Annotated in this window: 26 protein-coding genes and 1 tRNA gene; 10 read left to right on the plus strand and 17 right to left on the minus strand. The window is 65.9% G+C overall.

Features of this window, described 5'->3' with window-relative positions:
- The first annotated feature begins 3 nt into the window (after window positions 1-3).
- The 4 genes from AC1DSD_RS14865 to AC1DSD_RS14880 all read left to right on the plus strand — a co-directional run bounded on the left by AC1DSD_RS14865 (window position 4) and on the right by AC1DSD_RS14880 (window position 2,759).
- On the plus strand, window positions 4-294 hold the full coding sequence (locus AC1DSD_RS14865) for a hypothetical protein (RefSeq protein WP_478031161.1): 291 nt from the start codon (window positions 4-6) through the stop codon (window positions 292-294).
- A 152-nt stretch (window positions 295-446) separates the two neighbouring features.
- Complete coding sequence (locus AC1DSD_RS14870) at window positions 447-722, plus strand: hypothetical protein (protein WP_478031162.1); 276 nt, start codon at window positions 447-449, stop codon at window positions 720-722.
- A gap of 184 nt (window positions 723-906) precedes the next feature.
- A complete protein-coding gene (gene rpsD, locus AC1DSD_RS14875) occupies window positions 907-1,521 on the plus strand; it encodes a 30S ribosomal protein S4 (protein ID WP_066808264.1) in 615 nt (204 codons plus the stop codon).
- A gap of 191 nt (window positions 1,522-1,712) precedes the next feature.
- The gene (locus AC1DSD_RS14880; RefSeq protein ID WP_478031164.1) at window positions 1,713-2,759 is read left to right on the plus strand and encodes a 50S ribosomal protein L11 methyltransferase; all 1,047 of its coding nucleotides are present in this window, start codon (window positions 1,713-1,715) and stop codon (window positions 2,757-2,759) included.
- A gap of 11 nt (window positions 2,760-2,770) precedes the next feature.
- Here AC1DSD_RS14880 and AC1DSD_RS14885 read toward each other — a convergent pair whose 3' ends face one another.
- Entirely contained in the window at window positions 2,771-4,765 is a 1,995-nt protein-coding gene (locus AC1DSD_RS14885) for an alpha/beta hydrolase family protein (protein WP_478031166.1), read from the minus strand.
- A 219-nt stretch (window positions 4,766-4,984) separates the two neighbouring features.
- Between AC1DSD_RS14885 and AC1DSD_RS14890 the strand changes: the two genes are divergently transcribed.
- Genes AC1DSD_RS14890 through AC1DSD_RS14900 form a run of 3 tightly spaced genes read left to right on the plus strand, consistent with a single transcriptional unit; the run spans window position 4,985 to window position 7,960 of the window.
- A complete protein-coding gene (locus AC1DSD_RS14890; RefSeq protein WP_478031167.1) occupies window positions 4,985-6,628 on the plus strand; it encodes a M28 family metallopeptidase in 1,644 nt (547 codons plus the stop codon).
- Entirely contained in the window at window positions 6,625-7,602 is a 978-nt protein-coding gene (locus AC1DSD_RS14895; protein ID WP_478031168.1) for an agmatine deiminase family protein, read from the plus strand. Before AC1DSD_RS14890 ends, AC1DSD_RS14895 begins: the two co-directional genes overlap by 4 nt.
- A gap of 10 nt (window positions 7,603-7,612) precedes the next feature.
- Complete coding sequence (locus tag AC1DSD_RS14900) at window positions 7,613-7,960, plus strand: hypothetical protein (RefSeq protein ID WP_478031170.1); 348 nt, start codon at window positions 7,613-7,615, stop codon at window positions 7,958-7,960.
- 64 nt (window positions 7,961-8,024) lie between these two features.
- Here AC1DSD_RS14900 and AC1DSD_RS14905 read toward each other — a convergent pair whose 3' ends face one another.
- On the minus strand, window positions 8,025-8,639 hold the full coding sequence (locus AC1DSD_RS14905) for an LON peptidase substrate-binding domain-containing protein (protein WP_478031172.1): 615 nt from the start codon (window positions 8,637-8,639) through the stop codon (window positions 8,025-8,027).
- Window positions 8,636-9,532 (minus strand): tetratricopeptide repeat protein, encoded by an 897-nt coding sequence (locus tag AC1DSD_RS14910; protein ID WP_478031377.1) that lies wholly within the window; start codon window positions 9,530-9,532, stop codon window positions 8,636-8,638. Before AC1DSD_RS14910 ends, AC1DSD_RS14905 begins: the two co-directional genes overlap by 4 nt.
- 172 nt (window positions 9,533-9,704) lie before the next feature.
- Between AC1DSD_RS14910 and AC1DSD_RS14915 the strand changes: the two genes are divergently transcribed.
- A tRNA-Gly gene (locus AC1DSD_RS14915) sits at window positions 9,705-9,779 on the plus strand.
- Window positions 9,780-9,999: 220 nt separating this feature from the next.
- Here AC1DSD_RS14915 and AC1DSD_RS14920 read toward each other — a convergent pair.
- The 10 genes from AC1DSD_RS14920 to AC1DSD_RS14965 all read right to left on the minus strand — a co-directional run bounded on the left by AC1DSD_RS14920 (window position 10,000) and on the right by AC1DSD_RS14965 (window position 19,097).
- Window positions 10,000-10,449, minus strand: a complete 450-nt coding sequence (locus AC1DSD_RS14920) for a dienelactone hydrolase family protein (RefSeq protein ID WP_478031173.1) — start codon at window positions 10,447-10,449, stop codon at window positions 10,000-10,002.
- Between the two features lie 319 nt (window positions 10,450-10,768).
- Window positions 10,769-11,149, minus strand: coding sequence for a VOC family protein (locus AC1DSD_RS14925; protein WP_478031175.1), 381 nt, complete (start codon window positions 11,147-11,149; stop codon window positions 10,769-10,771).
- A gap of 133 nt (window positions 11,150-11,282) precedes the next feature.
- Window positions 11,283-12,212, minus strand: coding sequence for a P-type DNA transfer ATPase VirB11 (gene virB11 / locus AC1DSD_RS14930; protein ID WP_478031177.1), 930 nt, complete (start codon window positions 12,210-12,212; stop codon window positions 11,283-11,285).
- 50 nt (window positions 12,213-12,262) lie between these two features.
- Window positions 12,263-13,375: a TraB/TrbI/VirB10 family type IV secretion system protein gene (locus tag AC1DSD_RS14935; RefSeq protein WP_478031179.1), complete on the minus strand. Its 1,113-nt coding sequence runs from the start codon at window positions 13,373-13,375 to the stop codon at window positions 12,263-12,265.
- Window positions 13,375-14,040, minus strand: a complete 666-nt coding sequence (locus tag AC1DSD_RS14940; protein ID WP_478031181.1) for a TrbG/VirB9 family P-type conjugative transfer protein — start codon at window positions 14,038-14,040, stop codon at window positions 13,375-13,377. Before AC1DSD_RS14940 ends, AC1DSD_RS14935 begins: the two co-directional genes overlap by 1 nt.
- 17 nt (window positions 14,041-14,057) lie before the next feature.
- A complete protein-coding gene (locus AC1DSD_RS14945) occupies window positions 14,058-14,870 on the minus strand; it encodes a VirB8 family type IV secretion system protein (protein WP_478031183.1) in 813 nt (270 codons plus the stop codon).
- Window positions 14,867-16,138, minus strand: coding sequence for a type IV secretion system protein (locus AC1DSD_RS14950; protein WP_478031378.1), 1,272 nt, complete (start codon window positions 16,136-16,138; stop codon window positions 14,867-14,869). Before AC1DSD_RS14950 ends, AC1DSD_RS14945 begins: the two co-directional genes overlap by 4 nt.
- Window positions 16,138-18,510, minus strand: a complete 2,373-nt coding sequence (locus tag AC1DSD_RS14955) for a VirB4 family type IV secretion/conjugal transfer ATPase (RefSeq protein ID WP_478031185.1) — start codon at window positions 18,508-18,510, stop codon at window positions 16,138-16,140. Before AC1DSD_RS14955 ends, AC1DSD_RS14950 begins: the two co-directional genes overlap by 1 nt.
- On the minus strand, window positions 18,489-18,776 hold the full coding sequence (locus tag AC1DSD_RS14960) for a VirB3 family type IV secretion system protein (protein ID WP_066821144.1): 288 nt from the start codon (window positions 18,774-18,776) through the stop codon (window positions 18,489-18,491). The genes AC1DSD_RS14955 and AC1DSD_RS14960 overlap by 22 nt, the downstream gene beginning before the upstream one ends.
- 3 nt (window positions 18,777-18,779) lie before the next feature.
- Window positions 18,780-19,097, minus strand: a complete 318-nt coding sequence (locus tag AC1DSD_RS14965; protein ID WP_478031187.1) for a TrbC/VirB2 family protein — start codon at window positions 19,095-19,097, stop codon at window positions 18,780-18,782.
- A 189-nt stretch (window positions 19,098-19,286) separates the two neighbouring features.
- On the opposite strand from AC1DSD_RS14965, the gene AC1DSD_RS14970 reads away from it, so the two are divergent.
- Window positions 19,287-19,469 carry a KTSC domain-containing protein gene (locus tag AC1DSD_RS14970; protein WP_478031189.1) on the plus strand — a complete coding sequence of 61 codons (183 nt, stop codon included), beginning with the start codon at window positions 19,287-19,289 and terminating at the stop codon, window positions 19,467-19,469.
- A gap of 17 nt (window positions 19,470-19,486) precedes the next feature.
- The gene (locus AC1DSD_RS14975) at window positions 19,487-20,272 is read left to right on the plus strand and encodes a DUF72 domain-containing protein (protein WP_478031190.1); all 786 of its coding nucleotides are present in this window, start codon (window positions 19,487-19,489) and stop codon (window positions 20,270-20,272) included.
- A 180-nt stretch (window positions 20,273-20,452) separates the two neighbouring features.
- Here AC1DSD_RS14975 and AC1DSD_RS14980 read toward each other — a convergent pair whose 3' ends face one another.
- From AC1DSD_RS14980 to AC1DSD_RS14995, 4 genes are all read right to left on the minus strand, one after another.
- Window positions 20,453-21,280, minus strand: a complete 828-nt coding sequence (locus AC1DSD_RS14980; protein ID WP_478031192.1) for a hypothetical protein — start codon at window positions 21,278-21,280, stop codon at window positions 20,453-20,455.
- 31 nt (window positions 21,281-21,311) lie between these two features.
- Window positions 21,312-21,986, minus strand: coding sequence for a uroporphyrinogen-III synthase (locus AC1DSD_RS14985; RefSeq protein ID WP_478031194.1), 675 nt, complete (start codon window positions 21,984-21,986; stop codon window positions 21,312-21,314).
- Window positions 21,983-22,885, minus strand: a complete 903-nt coding sequence (gene hemC, locus AC1DSD_RS14990; protein WP_478031196.1) for a hydroxymethylbilane synthase — start codon at window positions 22,883-22,885, stop codon at window positions 21,983-21,985. Before hemC ends, AC1DSD_RS14985 begins: the two co-directional genes overlap by 4 nt.
- 92 nt (window positions 22,886-22,977) lie before the next feature.
- On the minus strand, window positions 22,978-24,186 hold the full coding sequence (locus AC1DSD_RS14995; protein ID WP_478031197.1) for a bifunctional alpha/beta hydrolase/OsmC family protein: 1,209 nt from the start codon (window positions 24,184-24,186) through the stop codon (window positions 22,978-22,980).
- Between the last annotated feature and the right edge of the window lie 163 nt (window positions 24,187-24,349).

A 24,349-nucleotide genomic window follows, 5' to 3' on the forward strand; every position in this document is an offset into this window, starting at 1 on the left:
TACATGCGTTTCAAGATGATGGCAGCTGCGGGCCTTGCGCTGCTGACCGTTCCCGCTTTCGCCCAAACCGGCGATACGGCGCCGGCGCCCAAGCCGAAAAAGGAAAAGAAAATCTGTCGCCCGCTCGAGCCGTTTCCCGGTTCGAACATGATGCGCAGTTCGTGCCACACCAAGGACGAATGGGCGAAAATCGACGGCACCGGCGTCGATCCCAACGCCGAACGGGCGCCCATGCCCGGCGTGCGCTCGGGCGACGGGCTCACCTCAGGCAGCGGTGCGTCGGACGCACACTGACACTTCATCGAACGCTGCCCGTCGTCGAACGACGGAGGCGCGCTGGGTCCAGGCGCTTCGCCAGGTTGGTGATGAGCGCCCCAGCCGCTTTGGCCTTCGCTCCAGTGACGGACACGATAGTCGGATAAGCAATCCAACCAGGGGAGTTACTAATGCATTTCAAGATGATGGCGGCAGTACCCGCCATGTTGTTCGTTGCTCCGGCGATCGCTCAGTCCGCTACCGACGCAGCCGCGCCGGCACCCGTCAAGGAAAAGAAGACTTGCCGCCGCGACGGTCCAGCCACCGGCTCGATCCTCGGTGGCCATGTGACGTGTCATACCAAGGCCGATTGGAGCCGGATCGATTCTGACAATGCGCGCGTCAGAGACGATGCGATGCAGCGTTCGCAAACGCTCCAGAATAATGGTCAGGTCGTCCGACAATAAGGCCGCCCCCACCACTGAGGCTTGACTCTAGCGGACGCCTCTGCGAGAGGCGCGCCCTTCGCAAACGGCCCCGCACTTCCGGTGAAGCGGTGGCCCTGCCGATCTCCTGATCTCAGCAGAGCGATGACCGGAATTAGCGCCGCCTTCGGGCGGCGTCGTTGTTGGCAATTGCAAAGGAATATTTATGTCGAAGCGCTCCAGCGCCAAGCACAAGCTCGACCGCCGGATGGGCGAAAACATCTGGGGTCGTCCCAAGTCCCCGGTGAACAAGCGCGAATACGGCCCCGGCCAGCATGGTCAGCGCCGCAAGGGCAAGATGTCGGACTTCGGCATCCAGCTGCGCGCCAAGCAGAAGCTCAAGGGCTATTACGGCGACGTGACCGAGAAGCAGTTCCGGCATTGCTATCACGAGGCCGCCCGGATGAAGGGCGATACTTCGCAGAACCTGATCGGCCTGCTCGAACAGCGCCTCGACATGATCGTCTATCGCGCCAAGTTCGCCCCGACGATCTTCGCCGCGCGCCAGCTGGTCAGCCATGGCCACATCCGCGTCAACGGCGTGAAGTGCAACATCGCGTCGCGCCGCTGCTTCGTCGGTGACGAAATCACGCTGGGCACCAAGGCCAAGGAAATGGCGCTGGTGATGGAAGCGCAGCAGCTCGCCGAGCGCGACATTCCCGATTACGTCTCGCCCGACGGCAATGCCAAGGTGACCTTCACTCGCGTGCCGACCCTCGACGAGGTGCCGTACCCGGTGAAGATGGAACCGAATCTGGTCGTCGAATTCTACTCGCGCTGATGACACGGATCGGCGTGAGCTGATCTGGACGACATCGTCGATATGCGAAAGGGCGGTCCCTATGGGGCCGCCCTTTTGCGTTGACGGATAAACATTCTAGGACTGTCCGAAGCTCTCTTGTGTGGTTGCGAGCGCCGACCCACAAGTTGGTGTCGCGAAACGGACGAACCGGCCGACGGCATTGGGGAAAAGTGATCGATATTCTGCAACGATACCCGCACGTTGCGGACGAGCCGCTCGCCATGGCGATGCTGTGCCAGGCGCTCAAGACAAAGGGCATCGCCGGCGACGCTTATGCGCTGGGGCTGGCCGCGGTGGCGGCAGCGCCCGACGACACCGACGTGCGCGACCTGGTCCGCGCGGCACTGTCGGCGGGCGTACCGCACTGGCATGCGCCCATGCTGCGCGACGGCCCCCGCAACGCTTGTTACTCCCAAGCGATCGCCAGGCTGGTGTCCCCGGGAATGCGTGTATTGGAGATCGGTACCGGGGCCGGGCTGCTGTCGCTGCTCGCCGCCCGCGCCGGTGCCCAGGTCATCACCTGCGAAGCCAATCCGGTGATCGCGGCGGCGGCGCGCGAGATCGCGCAGCGCAATGGGCTGGCCGATCGCATCACGGTCATCTCCAAATATTCGACCGACCTGGAATTGGGACAGGATCTGGCGGAGCCTGCCGACCTGCTGATGTCCGAATTGTTCGACGACGCGTTGTTTGGCGATGACATCGTTCGGGTCATTACCGACGCCCGCGGGCGGTTGATCCGGCCCGATGCGCCGATCCTGCCGCCGCGCGCCGAATTGCGGTGCGCGCTCGTCGCGCTCGACCACCCGGCCGAATGGCCGCTTGGCATGGTGGAGGGCTTCGACATGTCGCCCTTCAACCTGCTCGCCGCGCCCTCTCCGGCAGTGTTGCGGGCGCGCGCCGATGGAGCCACGCGCCGATCTCGCCCCACCAGCCTGCTCGCCATGGACTTCGAGGCGCCGTCGTTCGGGCCGACCCAAGAGACTGCGACGCTGATCTCCGATGGCGGCGTGATCCACGGGGTAGCGCAATGGCTGCGAGTCGATTTCGGCGCAGACGTGACGTTCGAAAACAGCCCATTCGACGAGTCGCGTTCGCATTGGGGCGCGCCGATCCACCCGCTGTCCGAACCGATCGAGACAGTAGCAGGCGAAGCGATCGAGGTGACCGCGCGGCTGGTGGCGGCGCAATTGCTGATCAGCGCGCGGCGCGCCTGACCAACGCCGCGCTACAACCCCATCGCGTTGCGCAGGAAAGCGTCGGCCTCGCCAAGCATCGTCGTGCGCGCCGTATCGTCATCGAGTTGATGGTCGAGCCCCTTGAACTCGACGAATTCAACCTTGCCACCCGCGCTTTTGATCTTGCCGGCCATCAATCGCGACTCGCCGATCCCGACGTTGGTGTCGCGATCCCCGTGGAACAGCAGCACAGGCGCCTTGATCTTGCCCGCATTGCGCGCCGGCGACCCTTCGGCGATCCACGGACCGTGGCCGATCTGCGCATCGACCTGAGGGAAATTGGTGAAGTCGCGCGACTCGTCTCGTAGCGCGTCCAAGTCGGTGACCGGCGCGATCGCGACGATGGCCTTGAACAGATCGGGGTCGAGCACCGCCGATTGCAACGCGGCATAGCCGCCGTAAGACCAGCCGACGATCGCAAGTTTTCTGGGATCGGCGATGCCGGATTTCACCAGCCAGCGTCCGGCATCGTTCACGTCGCCGATCGAGGTCCGCCACGACTGGAATCCGTTCTTCTGATACCAGGCGTCGCCATAGCCGGTCGATCCACGGAAATTGGGTTGGATAACGACATAGCCACGCGCCACGAAATATTGCGCGAGCCAATCGAAACCCCATTCGTCGCGCGCGCTTGGCCCGCCATGCGGCATCACGATCGCGGGCAGGTTTTTGCCGTCGCTGCCAGCGGGAAGAGTCAGAAAAGCGGGAATGCTGGTGCCGTCCGCGGCTTGGTAGGTAACCGGCTTCACCGTCGCGAGCTTGACGCTGTCCAGGTCGGGCCGCGACGACAGAACTTCCGCCATCGATCTCGTCTTCTTGTCGAACACATAATAGCGTCCGGGATCGAGATCGCTGTAGGCGAACATCAGCAACTTGCTCTCGTCGGCGCTGGCGTCGATGAAGGTGATGATCTTGCCCGGCAACGCCTTGCCCAGCGCAATACGCAGCGCCTTCAGTGGGGGGTCGAAGAACACCGCCTCGCGGCGATCAGTGACATAGGTGGCGCCGACCACGCGATTCTGCCGACCCACTTCGACGAGATCGTCGACATCGACATCCGGCCGCGACAGCACCAGCTTCTTGGTCAGGCTGCCGTCGAGCGCGACGCTGTAGAGCGCGGCGCGCCCATCCTGATTTTCGAATCCATAGGCCACATTGAGCGCCGGATCGACGGCGTAAGGCAGGAAACCCGCCGCCTGACCGGCGACGGACGTTCCCGTCGTGAGCGGCTTCCACGTTCGGCTGTCGGAGGTCCGGTAGGAATAGATGATCTTGTCCGAATCGTACCCCGAACTGGTCTTCGGTCGGATGCCCATCACGCGGACGTTACCCCGACCGTCGCTGATATAGTCGACCGCACCGTCGCGCGCCGGCTCGACCTGCTTGCGCGACAGCGAGGTCGTATCGATCAATTCGACCCCCAATCCCGATTGGCTCTCGGCGATGTGCGTACCGGTCGACGATTCGGGGACGAAAAGCCGCGTCATCAATGCCGACCCATTGCCTCCGGCGCCCCAGTCGATCAGCGAGCCGCCGTTTTGCATCAGCCCCAGCGAGCGGTCGCTGGTCCGCGCGCTCAGCAGCTTGAGATTCTTGCCATCCGAATCGACCGCGATAATCCGGGAGAAACCCAGCCGATCGCCATTGATGTTGGTAGTGATGACAATGCGGCAGATCAGCCGCGTGTCGGTCGACCAGTGGCAATCGCCCAGCTGGTCCGGATTGCCGGTCGAGGTGACGATAGCCTTCAACTCGCCACCCTTGACCAGGTCACCGATCATCAGCGCCGAGCCCCGGCCTTTGGTCGGCTGGATGATCGCCACCTTGGTGCCGTCCGGCGACAGGCTGATCTGCCGCACCGCCTCGCGCGCGCCGAATGCGACAGCCAGGTCATTGGAAGATTTGGCAGGTGCATCCTGTGCCGCGGCTGCCGTGATAGCGATGGGCGTCAGGCCCAATGCCGCCGCCAAGCCCCATATCCGCATAAGTCCCCCAACCCCTTGATCGCACGATGAATAACGATGACGCCGGACTTCGCAAGGAAAGGCGCGCCCGGTGGCAACCCTTTTGCTCCGTTGTGGACCAAACAGTGGACCGACGCGCGCCGACCGGCCGTGAGGCCACGATGGTCGGCGATGATAGTCCGGCTTGCGCCCTTGGCGGGGCGCTGCCAGACAGCGGCCAACCCTAGCGAAAGGTCGCCGATGCGCCGTCTCGTCCTCTCTCTTGCCGTCCTGGCCGCAACGCCCGCGCTTGCCCAGTCGAGCACCCCCGCCATCTCGGTCGACACGCTCAAGGACGTCACCAAAACCTTGTCTTCCGATGCGTTCGAGGGACGCGCGCCGACCACGCCCGCCGAGGACAAGACGGTCGCCTATATGGTCGAGCGGATGAAGGCGGCGGGACTGAAACCCGGCAATGAAGGCAGCTGGTTCCAGGACGTGCCGATGGTCCAGCTGACCGCCGAGAACATGACGCCGATGACCTTCACCGGCGGCAAGGCACCGGTCAGCCTGACCTATCGCGACGATATGGTGGTCTCGACCTATCGCGTGACGCCGAAGATCGACATCCGCAACTCGGACGTCGTGTTCGTCGGTTATGGCATCAACGCCCCCGAAAAGGGCTGGAACGATTATGCCGGCGTCGATGTGAAGGGCAAGACGGTGGTCGTGCTGGTCAACGACCCCGATTGGCAGGCGCCCAACAATCAAGGCCTCTTCGAAGGCAAGGCGATGACCTATTACGGCCGCTGGACCTACAAGTTCGAGGAAGCCGCGCGCGAAGGCGCCGCCGCCGTCATCATCGTCCACGATACCGATCCCGCCGCGTACGGCTGGGGCGTGGTACGGTCGAGCTGGTCGGGCGCGCAGCTCGAGCTCGATGAAAAAGGCGATCATATGGACCAGAGCCAGGCGATCGGCTGGATGCAGCTCGCCAAGGCCAAACAGGTGTTCGCCAGCGCGGGGAAGGATTTCGATCAGCTTCAGGCGGCGGCCAAGGTCAAGGGGTTCAAGGCCGTCCCGCTGGGGATCAAATTCTCGGTCGGCTTCACCAACACGATCAAACGCCAGGCATCGAAGAACGTCATCGGCATCCTGCCGGGGACCGAAAAGCCCGACGAGACGGTGATCTATTCGGCGCATTGGGACCATCTCGGCCATTGCACCCCGGTCAAGGGCGACGACATCTGCAACGGCGCGCTCGACAATGCCTCGGGCTCGGCCGGGCTGATCGCGCTGGCGGAAGCGCAGGCCAAGGCCGGTCCGGCCAAAAGAACGATGGTTTTCCTGTCGGTCACTGCCGAGGAATCGGGACTGCTCGGGTCGAAATATTATGCCGAGCACCCGATCTTCCCGCTCGCCAAGACGGTCGGCGGGGTCAACATGGACGGATTGAACGTGATCGGGCCGGCGAAGGATTTCGTCGTCACGGGCTGGGGCAAATCGGAGCTTGAGGATCTGATGAAGCCGCTGGTCGAGGCGCAGGGCCGGGTGATGAAGCCCGAACCCAATCCCGAACGCGGCGGCTATTTCCGCTCGGACCATTTCAGCTTCGCCAAATTGGGCGTGCCGATGTTCGACGGCGGGTCGGGCGAGGATCTGGCCGATGGCGGCGTTGCCAAGGGGCACGCCGCAGTGCTCGATTATATCGAGAACCGCTACCACAAGCCGCAGGACGAATATGACCCCAATTGGAACTGGGCGGGCGCGGTGCAGGATCTGACGCTTTATTACCAGCTCGGGCGCCGGCTCGCCGACACGCCGGTCTGGCCGAATTGGTACAAGACAGCCGAATTCCGCGCGATCCGCGACCGGTCCCGCGCCGGGGCACGCGCTGGCCAATGATCAAGATTGCCCCTCCCCGGCCCGAATGGGCGCCGCACAAGGCGGTGTGGATCGGATTTCCCAGCCACCCCGAATTGTGGGAACTCGATCTCGAACCCGCGCGTGACGAAGTGACCGCCTTCGCGCGCGCCGTCCATGCCGATGGCAAGGGCGAACAAGTGCTGCTGGTCGCCGCCGACGAAGAGGCCGCCGCCGCCGCGCGGCGCCGCGCGGGCGACATCGCCAAGGTCGTGATCCAGCCGTTCGGCGACATCTGGTTGCGCGACACCGGGCCGATCATCCGCGGCGACGGGGTGGCAGCCGATTTCCAGTTCAACGGCTGGGGCGGCAAATATGATCTGCCTGGCGACGACGATATCGGCGCGCGGCTGGCCGAGGCGCGCGGCAAGACGGTCGAGACCTTCAACTGGGTGCTCGAAGGCGGCGCGATCGACGGCGATGGCGAGGGGTTGGTGGTAACCACCGAACAATGCCTGCTCAATCGCAACCGCAACGGATCCACGTCGCGCACCGAGATCGAGGAACTGCTCCATCGCGATCTCGGCTATAGCGAAGTGCTGTGGCTCGGCGACGGCTTGCTCAACGACCATACCGACGGGCATGTCGATAATCTCGCGCGCTTCGTCGGCACACGGCGGCTGGCGATTCCCGAAGCGAGCGAGAACGACCCCAATTGGCAAGTCTATCAACGCGCCACCGCGCGCGCGCTCCAGCATGGCGATATCGAGGTGGTGCCGGTGCCGTCCCCTGGCCGCGTGCTGCGCGACGACGAGATCATCCCGGCGAGCTATATGAACTTCTATATCGGCAATGCCAGCGTGGTGGTGCCGCTCTACGGCACCGAAAATGACGACACGGCGGTCGAGGCGATCGGCGCGCTGTTCCCGGGACGCAAGACCGTCGGTCTACGCGCCGACCATATCCTGACCGGCGGCGGCAGCTTCCACTGTATCTCGCAGCAGATACCGATTTGAGATCAGCGCGATGATCCTCCTCGCCGCCACGTTCGTTGCCCAGCCAGCCTCCGGTCTCGGCGCACCCTATGCGCCAGCGCACATCGTCGCGGCGCCCGAACGCAAGGGGTGTTACGTCCGCTGTCACCTATCCGCCGATGCGCCGATCGCCAGCGTCGTCGCTTTCTATCGGATCGAAGCGGCGCGGGCCGGCGTGGCGCTGTTCAACGACACCCAGGCGAAATTCGCCGATTATCGCAACCTGACATTCATTGCGCAGCCCAAGTTCATGAAGGTCGTGATCGATCGGCAGGAAGGGCGCACGAATGTCTTCGTGAGCTACAAGATCGGCAACGCCTCAACCTGCTCCGCGCGTTAGGCGTTTACATCAGTCGCGCGATGGCTTCCTCACCTCTGCGGAGGCGCAGTGCGGCCAGGCCATTCTATTGCAGCGTGACGCGATCCTCGCCATCGTGGCGGCCGAAGAATTGCATCAATTGCACGGTCAGCTCGGCGCGTGCGGCGAGGTCGGTGGCCTCGAGCAGCGCCTGCTTGGCCGCCGCGTCGAACGGCGCGATCTGGGCGATGCCATTGACCAACGCCTCATCGTCGAGCCGCGCCACCGAATCCCAGTCGACCGCATAGCCCTGCGCATCGGCGAAGCGCCGCGATTCGGTTTCCAGCGCGGCGCGATGCCCCAAGGACAGCGTCTCCGATTCGTGCGGCAGCGGGATCAATTCGGCCTCGACCTGACGGAACGGCGTTGTGACTTCCAACTCGCGCGCGACTCGGAACAGCGACGTCCCTTCGAGCACGATATTGTAACGGCCGTCGTCGAGCGCCTCGACCTCGGCGATGCGGCCGACACAGCCCAGATCGAATAGCGGCGGAGGATCGCCATCGCCGCGCGGCTGGATCATCCCGATGCGGCGGTCGCGCGCCATCGCGTCCGACACCATCGCGCAATAGCGCGGCTCGAAGATATGCAGCGGCAGATGCATCCGCGGAAACAGCAACGCTCCCGCCAGCGGGAAGATCGAGAGCCGCGTCGTCGTCACGTAAACAAGATCGCCGACAGCCGGCGGCGCTGCGCCGACACCCAGGGATCCTCCAGCCCGACCACTTCGAGCAACTTCAGGAATTGCGCGCGCGCCGCGCCGTCATTCCAGGCGCGATCCTTGGCGACGATCGCCAGGAACGAATCGGCGGCGGCATCGCGCTGCCCGGCTGCCATTTGCGCATTGGCCAAATCGAACCGCGCCTGCAGATTGTCCGGATCGGCCTCCGCTGCCGCAATCAATGGCGCCAAATCCTCCGCGGGCGGAGCCGAGCGTGCGAGATCGAGCGCAGCGCGGGCGCGATCGATCTCCGCGCCCTTGGCCGCGTCTTCGGGCAGGGCGGCGAGCACTGCCTCGGCGTCGTCCAGCCGGCCGAGCGAGACCAGCGCGCGGACGCGGCCCGACACCACTTCGGGATGATCCGGCGCGATCTCGGCGATCTGCTCGAAATAGGACAAAGCGCGCTCCGCGTCGCCATCGTGCAAAATCTGCTCGGCGGCCGCGACCAATGGTTCGATCTCGGCTTCCTGCTGCGCCTCCGCGCTCTCGACCGGCAATTGGCGAAGCACCTGGTCGAGCATCGCCTTCAATTGCGATTCGGTCCGCGCGCTGGTCAGGTCGGCGATCAACTGCCCCTGGAACATCGCATAGACGGTCGGGATCGACTTGATCTGGAATTGCGCGGCGATGAACTGGTTCTTGTCGGTATCGACCTTGGCCAGCACGACGCCCTTGTCGGCATAATCGGCGGCGACCTTTTCCAGCACCGGGCTCAGCGCTTTGCACGGCCCGCACCATTCCGCCCAGAAGTCGATGATCACCAGCTTGCTCATCGACGGTTCGACCACGTCCCGGCGGAATGCCTCGACGGCTTCCTTTTGCTCCGGGGTCATTCCAAGCGTAGCCAAGTCTCTTCTCCGTCAGCGATAAAGGCCCTTATGTGGGCGCTAGCGCCGCGAAGCCAAGGCTTTTCGATCGGGTTGCAACAGGGGGTTGCGGACCCGCGGGAGCGCTGCTAATGGCCCCGCTCCTTACCCGCCCGTGGCTTCACGGGCCGGCGCCAGAGCGGGCGTAGCTCAGGGGTAGAGCACAACCTTGCCAAGGTTGGGGTCGAGGGTTCGAATCCCTTCGCCCGCTCCAGTTCGCTGCCGCTGATTAGCGGCAGCTAATCAGCGTAATCGCAGCGAACCGGCCGGCATGGCGCAGCCATGACCGACGACGCGGCTTTGCCGCGCCGGAACCCCCGAGTCTTTTGTTGGCGCTCCGTCCTTAAGCCGGGGCCCGCAGCCCGATACCCCCGTACACGAAAAAGGCCGCCGGACGTGTCCAGCAGCCCTTTCGCAGCAGAGCGGCGCCGACCTCAGGCGGAGACGAACTCGACCTTGCCGTTGCCACGCAGGTGGCGGCCGAAAGCGTCGCGCAGCCCCTTGATGTCGGCGACGTGCGCATCGCGTCCCGCGAGCGCAGCGACACCGCGATAGGTCGCGGGCATGTCGGGCACGATCGCCAGCTTGCCAGCACGGGCATGGTAGTGCGCCAGCGCGCGCGCGCCAGCGTCGAAACCGTTCTCGCCATGCAGCACGACAACCACGTCGAGGTAGGAGCTATTGCTGGGTGCGACGAAATAGCCGTCGATGATGCGGCCACCGCGTAGTGCGTACCGGCCCTTGAATGTCTTCAGCCCGTCATCCGACCCGGCGGCACGCGCCACCGGAGTCAAGGCCGGTGCCACCATTCCCGCGGCAGCGACGGCAGCCACCCGGCTCATGATGCCGCGGCGGCTGACCGAATTGGAGTGCGAAACGCCCATGTCGAAACCCCCTAAAGCCCTATTTACCGACACGATAATCCGCCGTCGTCGCCAATACAACCAATATGAATGCTTGGAGCATAGTGGCTTTGCTCAGTCGTCGGGCGTTGGACGGCAGTAAGTGTGCCGTCGCAAGACAATCCTGCGATCCGCCTGTCGCCTACCAGATCTTCATTATCGGCGACCGGAGCGCTTCCGCTTCACCAACATATTGATTGTATTGGAGAAGACCCCGATACGGCACCTCACAATGACCGGATTGCTGCTGCCATGGCCGCACTAGGCTGTGACCATCATAAACGGATGACCGAAGAGCCAATCATTCCGAAATAGACGAGAAAGTGATCGCCTCAATCTTGTTGCCATCGGGATCGATGATGAATGCGCCGAAATAGGTAGTCAGCGCGGCATCCCTAGGGCCGGGCATTCCGGCATCGGTCGCGCCATTCGCCATAGCCAAGGAATGGAATTCGCGCACCGACTGCTCGCTGGCGGCCCGCAAGGCGACATGTGCGCCAGGATTGGCATCACGGTGGCGGGTGCTGCGCTTGTTGAGCCAGAATTCAGGGTATCGCTTGCCAAAACCTGCCGTCTCGTCGCGCGTTACGAGACGTGAAAGGCCAAGGGGCGCCAGAACTCGCTCGTAGAATGCGATTGCGGCAACGAGATCGCCGACCGGAACGGACACGTGGTCGATCATGCCGTCACCCTAAAGGCTTGGGTCTTGGACGCAATGTCCTCAGGACACCCGCGGCCGGGCGGGTCTTTCCCGGCCGAAATGGCTCGAGCGCAAATGGCCAGGCTCGACAATCTCAATGTCGCCGGCGCCCATTCTACCGCGCCAGCACGACCTCGGCGACATGGCGCCGCCCGCCGGTTCGCGCCAGTTGGACGAAGACGTCGACCGTGCTGCGGACATAATGATGCACGTCCTCGCGCCCCAGCCGGGTACCGGTCTGCAGCACCAGCAAGGCGATCTGCTCGATCGCACGCTCGGCGCTGTCGGCATGGACCGTGGTCATCGAGCCGGGATGGCCGGTATTGACCGCGCGCAGGAAGGTATAGGCCTCGGGTCCGCGCAACTCGCCGACGATGATGCGGTCCGGGCGCATGCGTAGCGACGCGGCGAGCAGGCTGTCGGCGGTGACCTGCGCCTCGCCCAGCGCGCTTCGCGCCGCGAGCAGGCCGACAGCATTGGCGTGGCCAAGATGCAGTTCGGGCGTATCCTCGATCAGGATCAGCCGTTCGTGCGACGGAATCTCGCGGATCAGCGCGTTGAGAAAGGTCGTCTTGCCGGTCGAGGTGCCGCCCGACACCAGGATGTTCTTGCGCGCCTTGACCGCGGTCGCGAGCATTCCCGCCACGTCGCCGGCATCGAGCATCCGCGCCAATTCCACGTCGATCGGCGCGCGCCCGCCGACATCGCCGCGCTTGGTTTCGGCGAACGATCCCGCCGAAACATAATCCGACAGGCTGAGGTCGGGCGAGACGTGCTTGCGGATCGCCAGCGCCAGGTCGCCGCGCGTCGCCGGCGGGGCGACGACCTGGACGCGCGCTCCGTCGGGCAAGGTCGCCGATAGAAGGGGGTGCTCGCGACTGATCCCCTGATGCGACAGCGCAGCGATCTGGCGCGACAGCCGATCGAGCGTCGCGCGGTCGAGCGCCGGCGCATCGTGCCGCTCGGTCGCGCCGCCCAATGTCTCGACCCAGATCTCGCCGGGCCGGTTGACATAGATGTCAGTGACGTCGTCGCGCGCCAGCATCCCGCCCAACGGGGCAAGATAGCTCTTGAGATAGATGGGATCGCTGGCGGCTATCGCTTCGTCTCCACCGCGGTGAAATCGAGGTCCTTGGCGACGAACACGCTGACCGACACGCCTTGCTTGACGCGCAAGGTGGGCTTGATGTCCTGATTGCCGACCAGCGACGACGCCGCCGTCCCGGTCGCGCCGGGCAATGCGACCACCGCGACATTGTTGTTGCTGCCGAGGCCGGCGGCCAGCCCGGTGCCGATGCTGAGCGACGTCTGCAGCAGCGCATTGCCGAAGCGCTGGAGGAAATGGCTGTTGACCTTGCCCTTGATGCCGACGCGCCCCAGCGGATCGGCCGAGGGCGAGGCGAGCTCGATCGTCGCGCCATCGGGGCGGACGAGCCGCTGCCAGATCACCAAGGCGCGATTCTGTCCTGGCTCGAGATCGGCCTTATACTCGCCGATCAACCGGCTGCCGCGCGGGATCAGCACCTTGCTGCCGTCGAACCCGCGGACATCGCGCGTCACCAGCGCGCGCGCCGGACCGGGTCGGGTGGAATCGAGCGCGGTTTCCAGCACCGCGGGGATCAGCGTCCCTTGCGGCACCGTAGTCGCCCGGTTGCGCAGCACCGAAGCGCGCGACCGGCCGCCGAGCGTGCTGCCTCCGCTACCCGGATTAGCCGTCGCGACGGCGCCCGCGCTGCCTTCTCCGGCCGGCCCGGTTGGAACGATCGCCTCGCCGGCCGTGGTGTCGAGTACGAGCACCGGATCAGCCGAGGCGCGCGGCGGTGGCGCCGGCGGCGCGACCGGCTGGGGCGGCGGCGGCGCCGGGACATAGACGACGCGCGGTTGCGGCGGTGGCGGCGGAGGTGGCGGCGGCGGAGGTGGTGGCGGGATCACCGTCGGCGCCGGCTCGGGCACCGGTGGGACGTAGAGCGGGGGCGGTTCGGCGCCGTTGCGCAGATCGGCAGTGCGCACGCGGGTCGCCGGCGCCGACAATTGGCGACGGCGCGTCTCGAGGACCAGGAACAGGATCAGGCCCGCGACGACGATGCCGACCGCGATCACCCAATTGGGCAGCCCGCCACTGGGCCGCGCGACGACCGGGCGCGCGCTCGGCTCGACATCGGCCAGCGGCGGCAGCGTGGCGCGCGGATCGCTTCCCGCCACCGCCATCAGCGCGCCACCTGCGGCACGCGCGTCGCGCTAGCCATCTTCTTGTCGAGCCGGAACACGAGTTTGTTGTTGATGCTGTCGAGCACATAGCGCCCATCGCGCATCGCGCCGTCGGCCAGCGTCTCCTTGCCGTCGCGGTCGATCACGAACACCGCCGGCAAGGTCTGTGTGTCACGCCACATGATGAAAGTCTTCGACCCATCGTCGGAAATCGCGTCCGGCCGCACATCATCCGATCCGGCGAGCTTGTAGCGGCCGGCTTCGACCGGCGCGGGTCCGGCATTGGCCGGCGCGGGCGGCGGCGGATAGCGGAAGCGGACGATGAACGGCGCGCTGCCGGCGCTGCCTGGCGACAGCTCGAACACATAGCTACGTGCGTCGGTCACCACGGTCATATTGGTGGTGACGCCTTGCAGTGGCTTGAGGAACAGGCGGTCGCCGCGCTTGTTGGGAGTGACTTGCCACGCTCCGCTATCGCCGACCGCGACATTCTCGATCCGCTCGTCGGGGGCGAATTCGACCGTCAGCTCGTACCCGCCCGGCACCTGCAGCGAGACGACCTGGTCGGCATCGTACATCACCGTCTGGATGCGCGGATCGCCCGAGCCGGGCTGTGGCCGGACTTGTGCCTGCGCCGGGTCGACGGCAAGCGCGATCGTCAGCATCAGAGGGACAAGAAACCTCAAAGCGTGACCTCGACGCCGTTGGGCTGGCGCGATGGTGACGCGCCGGGAGACGGTTGCGCGCCGGGGGCGAGCACTTGCGGTTGGCTCGATCCTGGCAGCGGCGCTACGGAGGTGGCCGGCGCCGGCTGGGGCGCGAGATTTTCCTGGCTGCGATTATAGCCGAACACCTGGAAGCCGAGCGGATTGATGAAGCGGTCCTCGGCGCGCATCGGCCCGGTCGAGAAGCGATATTTGATCACCGCGACCCAGGATTCGGCCGGCTGCGCCTGCCCACCCGGATCGCGACGCACGGTGTCGAACCGCACCAACGCTTCGTTGCCGCCCATCGAGGTGATGCTCTTGACCCGGGTGTCGACGACCGACCTTGGATAGCGGCTGAGCGGACTGGCGGGATTGGCCGCCTGCATGCCGTTGACGTAATCGGCCTTGGCGACCTGGGCCGACCAGGTCTGCACCTTGCGATAATTGGCCTGGACGGTGCCCGCATCGTAGCTTTCGCGCGCGATGACATATTGCACCAGGAAGGACTGGGTCAGCGCGGTGTCGGGCGCGATCTTCTCGGCGTCTAGCGGCTTCAATTCCTGGACATAGCCGGTCTGCTTGTCGACCAGCAACGTATAGGGAACGACGGTCTTCAGCGGCATCAGCACGATCAGCGCGATCGCCTCGAACAAGGCGATTGCCACCGCGACACCAGCGACGATCCACGCCGTGCGACGCGACGCGCGCAGCATGTCCTGGCGATCGTCGGCCCAGCTGTCGGCCTCGCGATAATAAGCGTCGAGCGATTCGCGCGCGGCCTGTTTCATCTGTTGCTATCCCGCCGTGTTGCTCCGGCCGACACGCGCCCCCGCGTCCGCCTCCTGAAACTCTGGCCGAGCGGCACGGCAGCCGCAACGGCGATCTCTCGCGTGTTGGTGGGGACGATCCCGGGTCGCCCGAGCGAAGCGGCGGGCGGCTGGCTGGCATGGCTCTCGCGCCGCTGGGTCGCGGTCACCGCATCGGCGATCGCGATCGCGCGCGACCGTTGGTCGGTGATCGTCCCCTCATTGCCGCGCGCGCCGGCGAGCACCGGCACGCGGTCGGCGAAGCCGGTGGCGACCCGCTCGCCAGCCTGTTTCCAGCTCGACGGTATGCGGAATCCCTGCGCCACGCGCGCGACCGCGACCAGCACCGCGATCAAGGTCACCGCAAAGATCAGCGACAAAGCGAGCAATTCGACCGGGACCGCTGGTGTCGCGATCTCCTGATGCCGCAACTCCATCACCGCGGCCATCCAGGGTTCGAGCAAGGCGAGTTCGACCCCCAGCACGATCGCGGTGCCGAGCGCGCCCAGCGCCGCGCCGGCCAGGCCGCGCACCCAGCCCTCGAACAGCCCGCGCGTGCCCTCAAACAGCAGGAAGATCGCGAACAGCGGTCCCAAAGCGAGCAACAGCCCGGCGATCAGCCGGACGCTGGCAAAGGCGGCGATCGTCCCCGCCAGGAACAAGGTCCGCGCACTCCCCAGCAGCGACAGGTCGCGCGCCGGATCCCAGCGCGCATGGCTGGCCAGCCCCTGCAACCGGCGGCGCTCCTGCGCCTGTTGCTCAGGCGTCATCGGCTGCGTGGCCGGCCCCGCGACCAGATCGGTATTGGGCGGGCGTCCGGTGCCGATGACGTTGAGCTCGGCGATCTCGTCGTCGACCGCCTGCAATCGCGCGACCAGCCCGCCACCGGCGCCGGGCAGGCCCGACGCGCCGCCAACCGCACCGGCGAGTTCGGCCGGGCCCTTGAGCGCAACGTCATAAGCGAGCGTGCGGAACGCCGGCCAGCTCGTCGCCAGCAGCAACACCACGCCGAGTTTGATCACGGTGAGGATAGCGCTGCGCACATCGGGCGTGTCGCCCAGGATCAGTCGATAACCGAACAGCGCGATGAACACCGTCAGCACGCCGCCCAGGATCAGCGACGAAGCCGATCCGCCCGCCGACATCGCCTGATACCCGGCCGCGCCCAGGGTCTGCGCCTGACAATCGATATGGCCGAGCACGCTCGACAGGAATTGCGAATCGCTGATCGCCGGGCACGCCACCTGCATCACGCGCGCTCCAGCAAAAGCGGGATCCAGTCGGCGGGGTCGTCGCCCTTCTCCGCACGGATCTCGTCGAGCAGGCGCACGGTGCGCTCGCGCCCCGACAGAATCGTCAGGATATCGCGCTCGCCGGTCAGATTGAGCCGCACCACGACGCTCTCGTTGCCGTGCTTGATCAGGAAGCAATGCGCGTCGTCGGGCAAGGTCCGGACGATTTCGTATTCGTGCGGGGTGAGCCCGAAGCCGTCGATATAATCGGCGGCGCGCGCCTTGGGATTGGTCATGAAGATCTGCGTCGCGGCCTGCTCGATGATCGCCGACGCGATGCGGCTTTCGAGCGCGTCCTGTGCGCTCTGCGTCGCGAACCCGACGATGCCGTTGCGCTTACGGATCGTTTTTTCCCAATCCTTGATGCGGCGCACGAACACTTCGTCGTCGAGCGCTTTCCACCCCTCGTCGACGACGATGATCGCCGCCGATCCGTCGAGCCGCTCCTCGACGCGGTGGAACAGATACATCATCGCCGGCGTCCGCACCGCGGGATCGTCGAGAATCTGGGTCATGTCGAACCCGACCGAGGTGGCCGACAGATCGGTCAAATCGCGCTCGTTGTCGAACAGCCAGGCGCGCTCGCCATCGCCCCACCACGGCCTGAGCCGCGAATAGAGATCGGCGGCGGTCGGCCGCGATCCGCCGCGGAACAATTCGGCCAGGTGACGCAGCCGGCGATGCTCGATCGGCTGGGCGAAATTGGCGTCGATCGCGTCCTTGATCCGCGCGGTCTCGTCGATATCGGCGCCGCCTGCGAGTTGCGCGACCCAGTCGATCAGGAACTGGCGGTTGGCCGGGCTGTCATCGAGCTGGAGCGGGTTGAGCCCCGCCGCCATGTCGGGGCGCAGCACGTCATAGCGCCCGCCGATCGCGCGGATGAACAATTCCGCGCCGCGATCCTTGTCGAAGAAGATGATCCGCGGATGGAATTTGCGCGCCTGGGCGAGCAGGAAGTTGAGCACCACCGTCTTGCCCGATCCCGACGGGCCGATGACGGTGAAATTGCCGAGATCGCCCTGATGGAAATTGAAATAATAGGGGCCGGCGGCGGTGGTCTCGAGCAGGCTGACCGCCTGGCCCCAATGATTGGCCTCTGGCTTGCCCAGAGCAAAATTGTGGCTCGACGCGAAACCGGCGAAATTGCCCGTCGAGATCAGCCCGCGCCGCGCGATATATTTGAAATTGCCGGGAAACTGTGCCCAGAAAGCCGGCTCGAGCGCGATCTCCTCGCGCACCGCGATGATCCCGAGATCGGACATCGACGCCTGCACCTCGGCGACCCCGGCATTGACCTCCTCGATCGTGTCGCCGTGCACCGCAACCGTCATGTGATGCTCGCCGAACCCGGCGCGCCCGGCGGCGACATCGTCCTTGGCATTGGAGAGTTCGCCGCGCAGGCTGACCGCCTCGTCCTCGGCCGAGCGCATCCGCCGCAGCGCCAGGTTCATCTTCCCGAGCGCGGCCTGGCGATCGACGAACCCGAACGATTGCGACACGGTGATCTCGAACGGCAGCCGCAGCAATTCGTCGAGCATTCCCGGCGCGGTCTGCGCGGGATAATCCTTGATCGACACCATGCCGACGAAGCTGCGCTCGGTATTGCCCGCCGGGCCGAGCTCCACCGTCTCCTCGCCGAAGCTGATCCGGCGATAGGGCAGATAGCCGCCGACATCCTGCATCGGCATCAGCACCGGACGCATCTCGGCATTGTACAGCGCCGACAGGAATTCAAGCGGCTCCGAACAGAAGCCCGCCTTTGTCTCATAGACCGACAGCAAGCGCGGATCATAGCTGCCGAGCTGCGCCAGCAAGGCATCGCGCGCGGTGTCGAGCTGATGTACTTCGTGGCTGCGCGTCACGTCGGGATCGACCCCGGTGCTGCCGAACCAGCCGCGAATACGGTCGGCGACTCCGACGCGACCCTGCATCGGGCGCCGCACCAGCGTCAGGAAGATGTCGTTGACGTAAAGCCGCCGCGCCGACAGCCGCGCGCGCCACGCGGCATCGAGCCGGGTCGAGAAATCGTCGGGGAATTTGTCCGACATCTCGGCGTCGGCCTCGCGTCGGATGACGTGATGATAGACCGCGAAGCGCGACGATCCGATCGCCTGCAGCATCGCATCGCGCAACGACTTGCGGTAATTGATCTCGTCGGTGTCGGCAGTTTCGAACAACAGCCCGCGTAGCTGGATCACTTGCATCAGCAAGCCATCGCGGGTCTCGATCGTGTGATCGTCGACGTGCCGCGCATAGGGAAGATGCGCCCCGGCCGCTTTCTCGCGCACGACGGCTCGTCGGTCGTTGGTCAGGGGCGGTAGGAGTTGCATCGCCAGATCGAATAATTGCGCACGCGCGGACAGCGGCTGACCTTGGCCAGCCACAAGTCGAAAAAGCGCGGCTCGCGCACGCACAGGATCATGCCGACGACGTGGATCAGGGCGGCGGCGGCCAGCACCCAGATCGAATGGAAGATCAGGAACAATTCGGTCGCGACCACGCCGTTGACGACGAAATAGCTATAGGTCACGCCCGCGAACATCTGCGGTCGCGTCAATGCGACGAACAAGGGATCGCGATCGAGCCCTTCGGCCATGGCTCAATTGCCCAGAGTGGCGGTGGACTGGATACCCGCGACGATCGAGGCGGCACCGAACAGGATGAAGCAGCCGACGATGACGGTCGCGCCGTACCGCCAGTTGATCCGCCCGGTCAGCATCATGAACCCGACCGCGGCGACCGCGATGATCGCAACCACGGTGGCGACGGTGCCGAGCAACGTGCCTTGCAACCAGCGCACCGCGGAGACCAATACGCCCGATCCGGCGGGGTCGCCCACCGTATCCTGTGCATAGGCGACACTGGCGTTGATCGTGGCGCCAAGGGCGACCAGCAATTGTGCAATCCGGGACTTCATCAAACGCAACACGCCTTACCTCTCGCCTGGGCGGGTCGATGGCGCATGCAGCCGCGGATTCGCGGCGACAGGCGCCCCCCGCACCCGAGTCGCGGGTGTGCACCAGCGCGCATCGCGTTTCAAGCGGTGCGCCCTTCGCTACATGAAACGCGTTTCGCCCTAATGCGTTGAAAAGCCATGCCCTCCAGCGTGATACGCTCTTTCGACTATAATGAGGCAGCACACCGGCTCGATATTCGCTTCGTCAACGGGCGGCTTTATTCGTATCTCGACGTGCCCGAATGCGTCGTCGAGGCAATGCGCCGCGCGACGTCCAAGGGCGGATTCTTCAACCGCCGCATCCGCGACCGCTATCGCTTCGTGCAAGGTTGAGCGATATCCTCCCCCTCATGGCGACTATACGAATCGGAATCGGCGGCTGGACCTACGAGCCCTGGCGCGGAACCTTTTTTCCCGAAAAATGGCCGCAAAAACGCGAGCTTGAATATGCCTCGCGCCAACTCAGCGCGATCGAGATCAATGGCACCTATTATTCGGGGTTCAAGCCGGCGACCTTCGCCGGCTGGGCGGAAGTCGTGCCAGACGACTTCGTCTTCACCGTCAAGGCATCGCGTTTCTGCACCAACCGCAAGGTGCTGGCCGAAGGCGGCGAATCGATCGCGCGGTTCGTCGGCCAGGGGCTCGTCGAACTTGGTCCCAAGCTCGGCCCGATCCTGTGGCAGTTCATGGCGACCAAGAAATTCGACTCGGACGATTTCGGCGCGTTCCTGAAACTGCTGCCGGCGAGCCATGACGGCGTCGCGCTACGCCACGCGGTGCAGGTCCGGCACGACAGTTTCCACGTCCCCGAATTCGTCGATCTCTGCCGCAAGGCCGGGGTAACGATCGTCTATGCCGAATCGGCCGATTATCCGGCGATTGCCGACGTGACCGGCGACTTCGTCTATGCGCGGCTCGAAAATGCGGTGGAGGAAGAGCCGCAAGGTTATTCCTCCACCGCGCTCGACCATTGGGCGGTGGTGGTGAAGGACTGGGCGGCGGGCGGATCGCCCCAGGGGCTGCCTTATGCCGCCGATCCGGCGCCGAAGAAGCCGCGCGATACCTTCATCTTCATGATCAACGGCGCCAAGGTCCGCGCGCCGGCTGCGGCGCAGGCGTTGATCGAGCGGGTTTAATATGCCGCCCCCCCCCCTTTCCGTCGCCCCGGCGGAGGCCGGGGCCGCTATGTTGTGATGCGGCCAACGGTCCCGGCCTCCGCCGGGGCGACGGGTCCCAGCTCCAGCACAGCGGTTGCGATGGTTGAAAGCGTCCGAGATGGGCTCCCCGCTTTAGCGGGATGACGAGAGGGTAGACCGCTACCTTCTCACCGGTGCCGGCGCGGCCGCATTCCCTTGCAGCGCGGCGGCTTCGAGCGTGTCGAGCGCCTGTCGCGTCGCGATATAGCGTTGCGCGCCATCGAGCCAGGCCGTGGATTGCGCGGCGCCGGGCAGTCGCTTCACTTCCTCGACCGCGGCCTCGACTTGTCCCTGGGCCAGAAAGCGGCGAATCCGCGCCAGCCGTTCGCCCGGGACCGGCGACGGCGCGTTGCGCGGGTGGATCACCACCAGGCTGCCGAGCATGCGGACGAACGACCCGCCCCAGCCGTCGCCGGCCGGGCCTAACGCCAGCTGCGATCCGATCTGGTCGAGCCCGAGCCGCAGATCCTCGACCGTGATCGGGTTGCGCCCGGCATCGATGATCGCGGCGACTTCGCTGGGTCGCGTCGTGCCGAACCGGTCGCGCAACTGCTGTTCGATATAGCCCAAAGGCGATCCGCGATCGATCGCGCGGCGCGCGGCGAAGGCGATCATCATGCCTTCGGCGCGGGTGGCATTGCCATAGGAATTGGCGGCTTCCCCGGTCACCGCGGCGGTGCGCTGTTCGAGCGCGGAGAGCTCAGCGGCGAGCATCTGCTGCCGCGCGGAGATCGAGGCGGGGTCGGTTGCGACAGGCGGGGCGACGATGACCTTGGTGGCCGGCACCGCGGCTTGCGGTTCGGGCACGGGTTGCGCGGGGACCATCCGCCAGACAACCAGCCCGGCGATCAGCAGCCCGACGATGAAAGTGGCGAGCGCGATCCCAATGGTCGCGGTCAGGGTCAGCTGCCGGGCGGGCGCCGGCGGACTTTGCGCGATGTCGCTCATGGCATCCTTATCCGCCGCGGCGCAGGGGCGGTCAATCGGCCAGGGTGCGCGCGAGCTGGATCAATGTGGCATCATCGGGAGAAGCCGCCGCCGCGATACCCTCCCAATTCCCGCCGGCGGCGGCGGCGGCCGCCGCGCTGATCGCCGCCAACCGCACCGTCCGGCGATCGATTCCGGCGCGATCGATCAGGTCGGCGACGCGGCGCGCGGCGCGTGGCGAATGGACCATCACGACCGAGCCGGCCAGCTGATCGAGCGCCTCAAGCGCGACGGCAACCGGCTCGCTCGCATATACGGCGATCGCCTCCGCGATGATCGGATGCTCCTCCACCGCGCGATCGCGCCCGCCGAGCAGCAAGGCACGCTGTACGCCGCTCGCCGCGGCAGCCGCGACCAATGCCGCGCCGTCGCGATCGCCGACCGCGACGACCTCCAATCCGGCATCGCGCGCGGCGGCGGCGGTGGCATCGCCGACCGCATGAACCGGCAGTCCCCGCAGAGCGGCCAGCCCCGGTCCGGCATGGCGAGGTGCATTGGCGCTGGTCAGCAGCAGCGCATCGAATCGCGTGACGTCGGGCGGCGTCCAATCGATCGCGTGGACCTCGAACAGGGGCAGCCGGATCGCGGTCAGCCCCAGCGCCTCGATCGCCGCAGCGGTCGCGGTGTTGCCCGGCTCGGGGCGCAGCACCGCGATGGCGCGGCTCATCCCGCGAACCCCGCGCGAATCGCTGGCGTCGCGCGCTCGAACAGCGCGCTCGCCAAGTCGCGCGCCAATGCCTCGCCATCCGGTCCCGAGGCATCGCCCGCGACGTGCTCGCCGCCATCCTCGGACAGCAATTCCGCGCGCAACGTCACGACACCGTCCGCGATCGTCGCCAGCGCGGCGATCGGCGAGTGGCAGGTGGCCTCGAGCGCAGCCAGGAACGCGCGCTCCGCGCGAACCGCGCGGCTGGTCGCCTGATGGTCGATCGCCGCGAGCAAGGCCGCCGTCATGGCGTCATCGGCGCGGCATTCGATCCCGACGGCACCCTGGGCCGGGGCAGGCAGCATTTCCTCGACCGCCAAGGCCACGCCGACATCGTCGCGCCCCAGCCGGTCGAGCCCCGCCGCCGCGAGCAAGGTGGCATCGGCTTCGCCCGCCGCCAGTTTGGCCAGCCGCGTATCGACATTGCCGCGGAACAGCACCACCGACACATCGGGGCGCGCGCGCAGCACCTGGGCGCGTCGCCGCGGGCTGCTCGTACCGACCACGCCATGTTCGCGGATCGCCGCCAGGCTGTCGGCACCGACCAGCCGGTCGCGAACATCGGCGCGCTCGAGCATCGCGGCGATGACGATGCTGTCGGGGCGGATCGTCTCGACATCCTTCATCGAATGGACGGCAAGATCGATCTCGCCATCCAGCAACGCGCGGTCGAGTTCCTTGGTCCACAACGCCTTGCCGCCGATTTCGGCCAGCGCGCGATCCTGGACGCGGTCGCCGGTGGTGCGGATGACATGGATCTCGCAGGCGATATCGTGCGCCGCCGCCAGCGCATCCTTCACCATATTGGCCTGGACCAACGCGAGCGGTGACCCTCGCGTTCCGAGTTTGAGGACAGTCATCGCCCCCCCCTCTAGCGAGTCGCTTCCGGCTTGTCGGCTCCGTTTTCGCGACTGCCGGTCGGCAGCATCGGCGGCGCCTGCATGGCCAGGATTTAATCGACCAACTGCGTCTCCACCGTCGGACAGTTTTCCAGCGTCCGATGCACCGGGCATTTATTGGCGATCACCAGCAGGCGGTCGCGCTGTTGCTGGGTGAGGTTGCCCTCCAGCCGGATGTCGCGATGAAGAATCTCCAGCCGCGGCCGCCCGCCTGCCGCCGCGGCGCTGTCGTCGGCATGGCGGCGTTCGTGGCGGAGCAGCACCTCGACTCCCTCGACCGGGATGCCCTCGGCATGCGCCACCAGTTCGATCGTCATCGCGGTACAGGTGCCGAGTGCCGCGAGCAGCAAATCGTACGGCGTGGGGCCGAGGTCGCTGCCGCCCGATCGCAGCGGTTCGTCGGCAAGGAATGTGTGTCCCGACGCATCGACCAATTGGACGAACGGCCCCTCGCCCGAGCCGACCCGCACGCAGCCTTCGGGCAACATGTCGGGCGATTTGGCGGGCAGCAGAAAGGGCTCGACCCAGGCGGTGATGATCGACGCGGCATAGGAGGCGCGCTCGGCATCGGTCAGCAGATGATCGGCGCCGTCGAGCGCGACGAAACTCTTCGGGTGTTTGGCGGCGTCGTAGATCGCCTTGGCATTCTCTATCCCGACCACCTCGTCGGTCGGTGCATGGAGCACGAGCAGCGCTTTTTTGAGGTGCGCCAACCGCGTTGCCTGATCCTGTCCCTTGGCGGCATCGAGAAAGTCGCGCCCGACGCGGAACGGACGTCCGCCGATCGCGACCGTACCGACCCCTTCGGCCTCGATCCGCGCCGCATCTTCCGCGCTGATATGATGCAGCGCATGCGCGGGGTCGAACGGCGCGCCGATCGTAACCACCGCGCGCGACGAGGGGATATGCGCCGCCGCGGCGATCACCGCCGCGCCACCCAGCGAATGGCCGATCAGGATCGACGGCGCGCCGATCGTCGCCTCGAGATGGGCCGCCGCCGCGACGAGGTCTTCGACATTGGCGCCGAAATGGCTGTCGGCGAACTCGCCTTCGCTCTTGCCGAGTCCGGTGAAGTCGAACCGCAAGGTTGCGATGCCTTGCGCCGCGAGCGCGGTGCTGACGCGCCGCGCGCCATGACTCGCCTGGGTGCAGGTGAAGCAATGCGCGAACAGGGCAATGGCGCGGACCCGCCCCGGCGGCAGTTCGAGCGATCCCGCGAGCGCCACGCCCGCCGCATTCTCGAACCGAACCTCACGCGCCATCCTCGCCTCCATTATCGCTGGAGCCCGGGCCTATAGCATGCAGGTTACCGTTCGAAGGCCCGACATGGCGGAAAAGCAACGTTTTTGATTGGCTCGTAAGCGCATAAAGCTGCCTGTGGTAAGCGACCCAGTTGCGGACATCACGTCTGTCAGCCAGAAGTCT

Source organism: Sphingomonas sp. P4_D12, assembly GCF_056401895.1.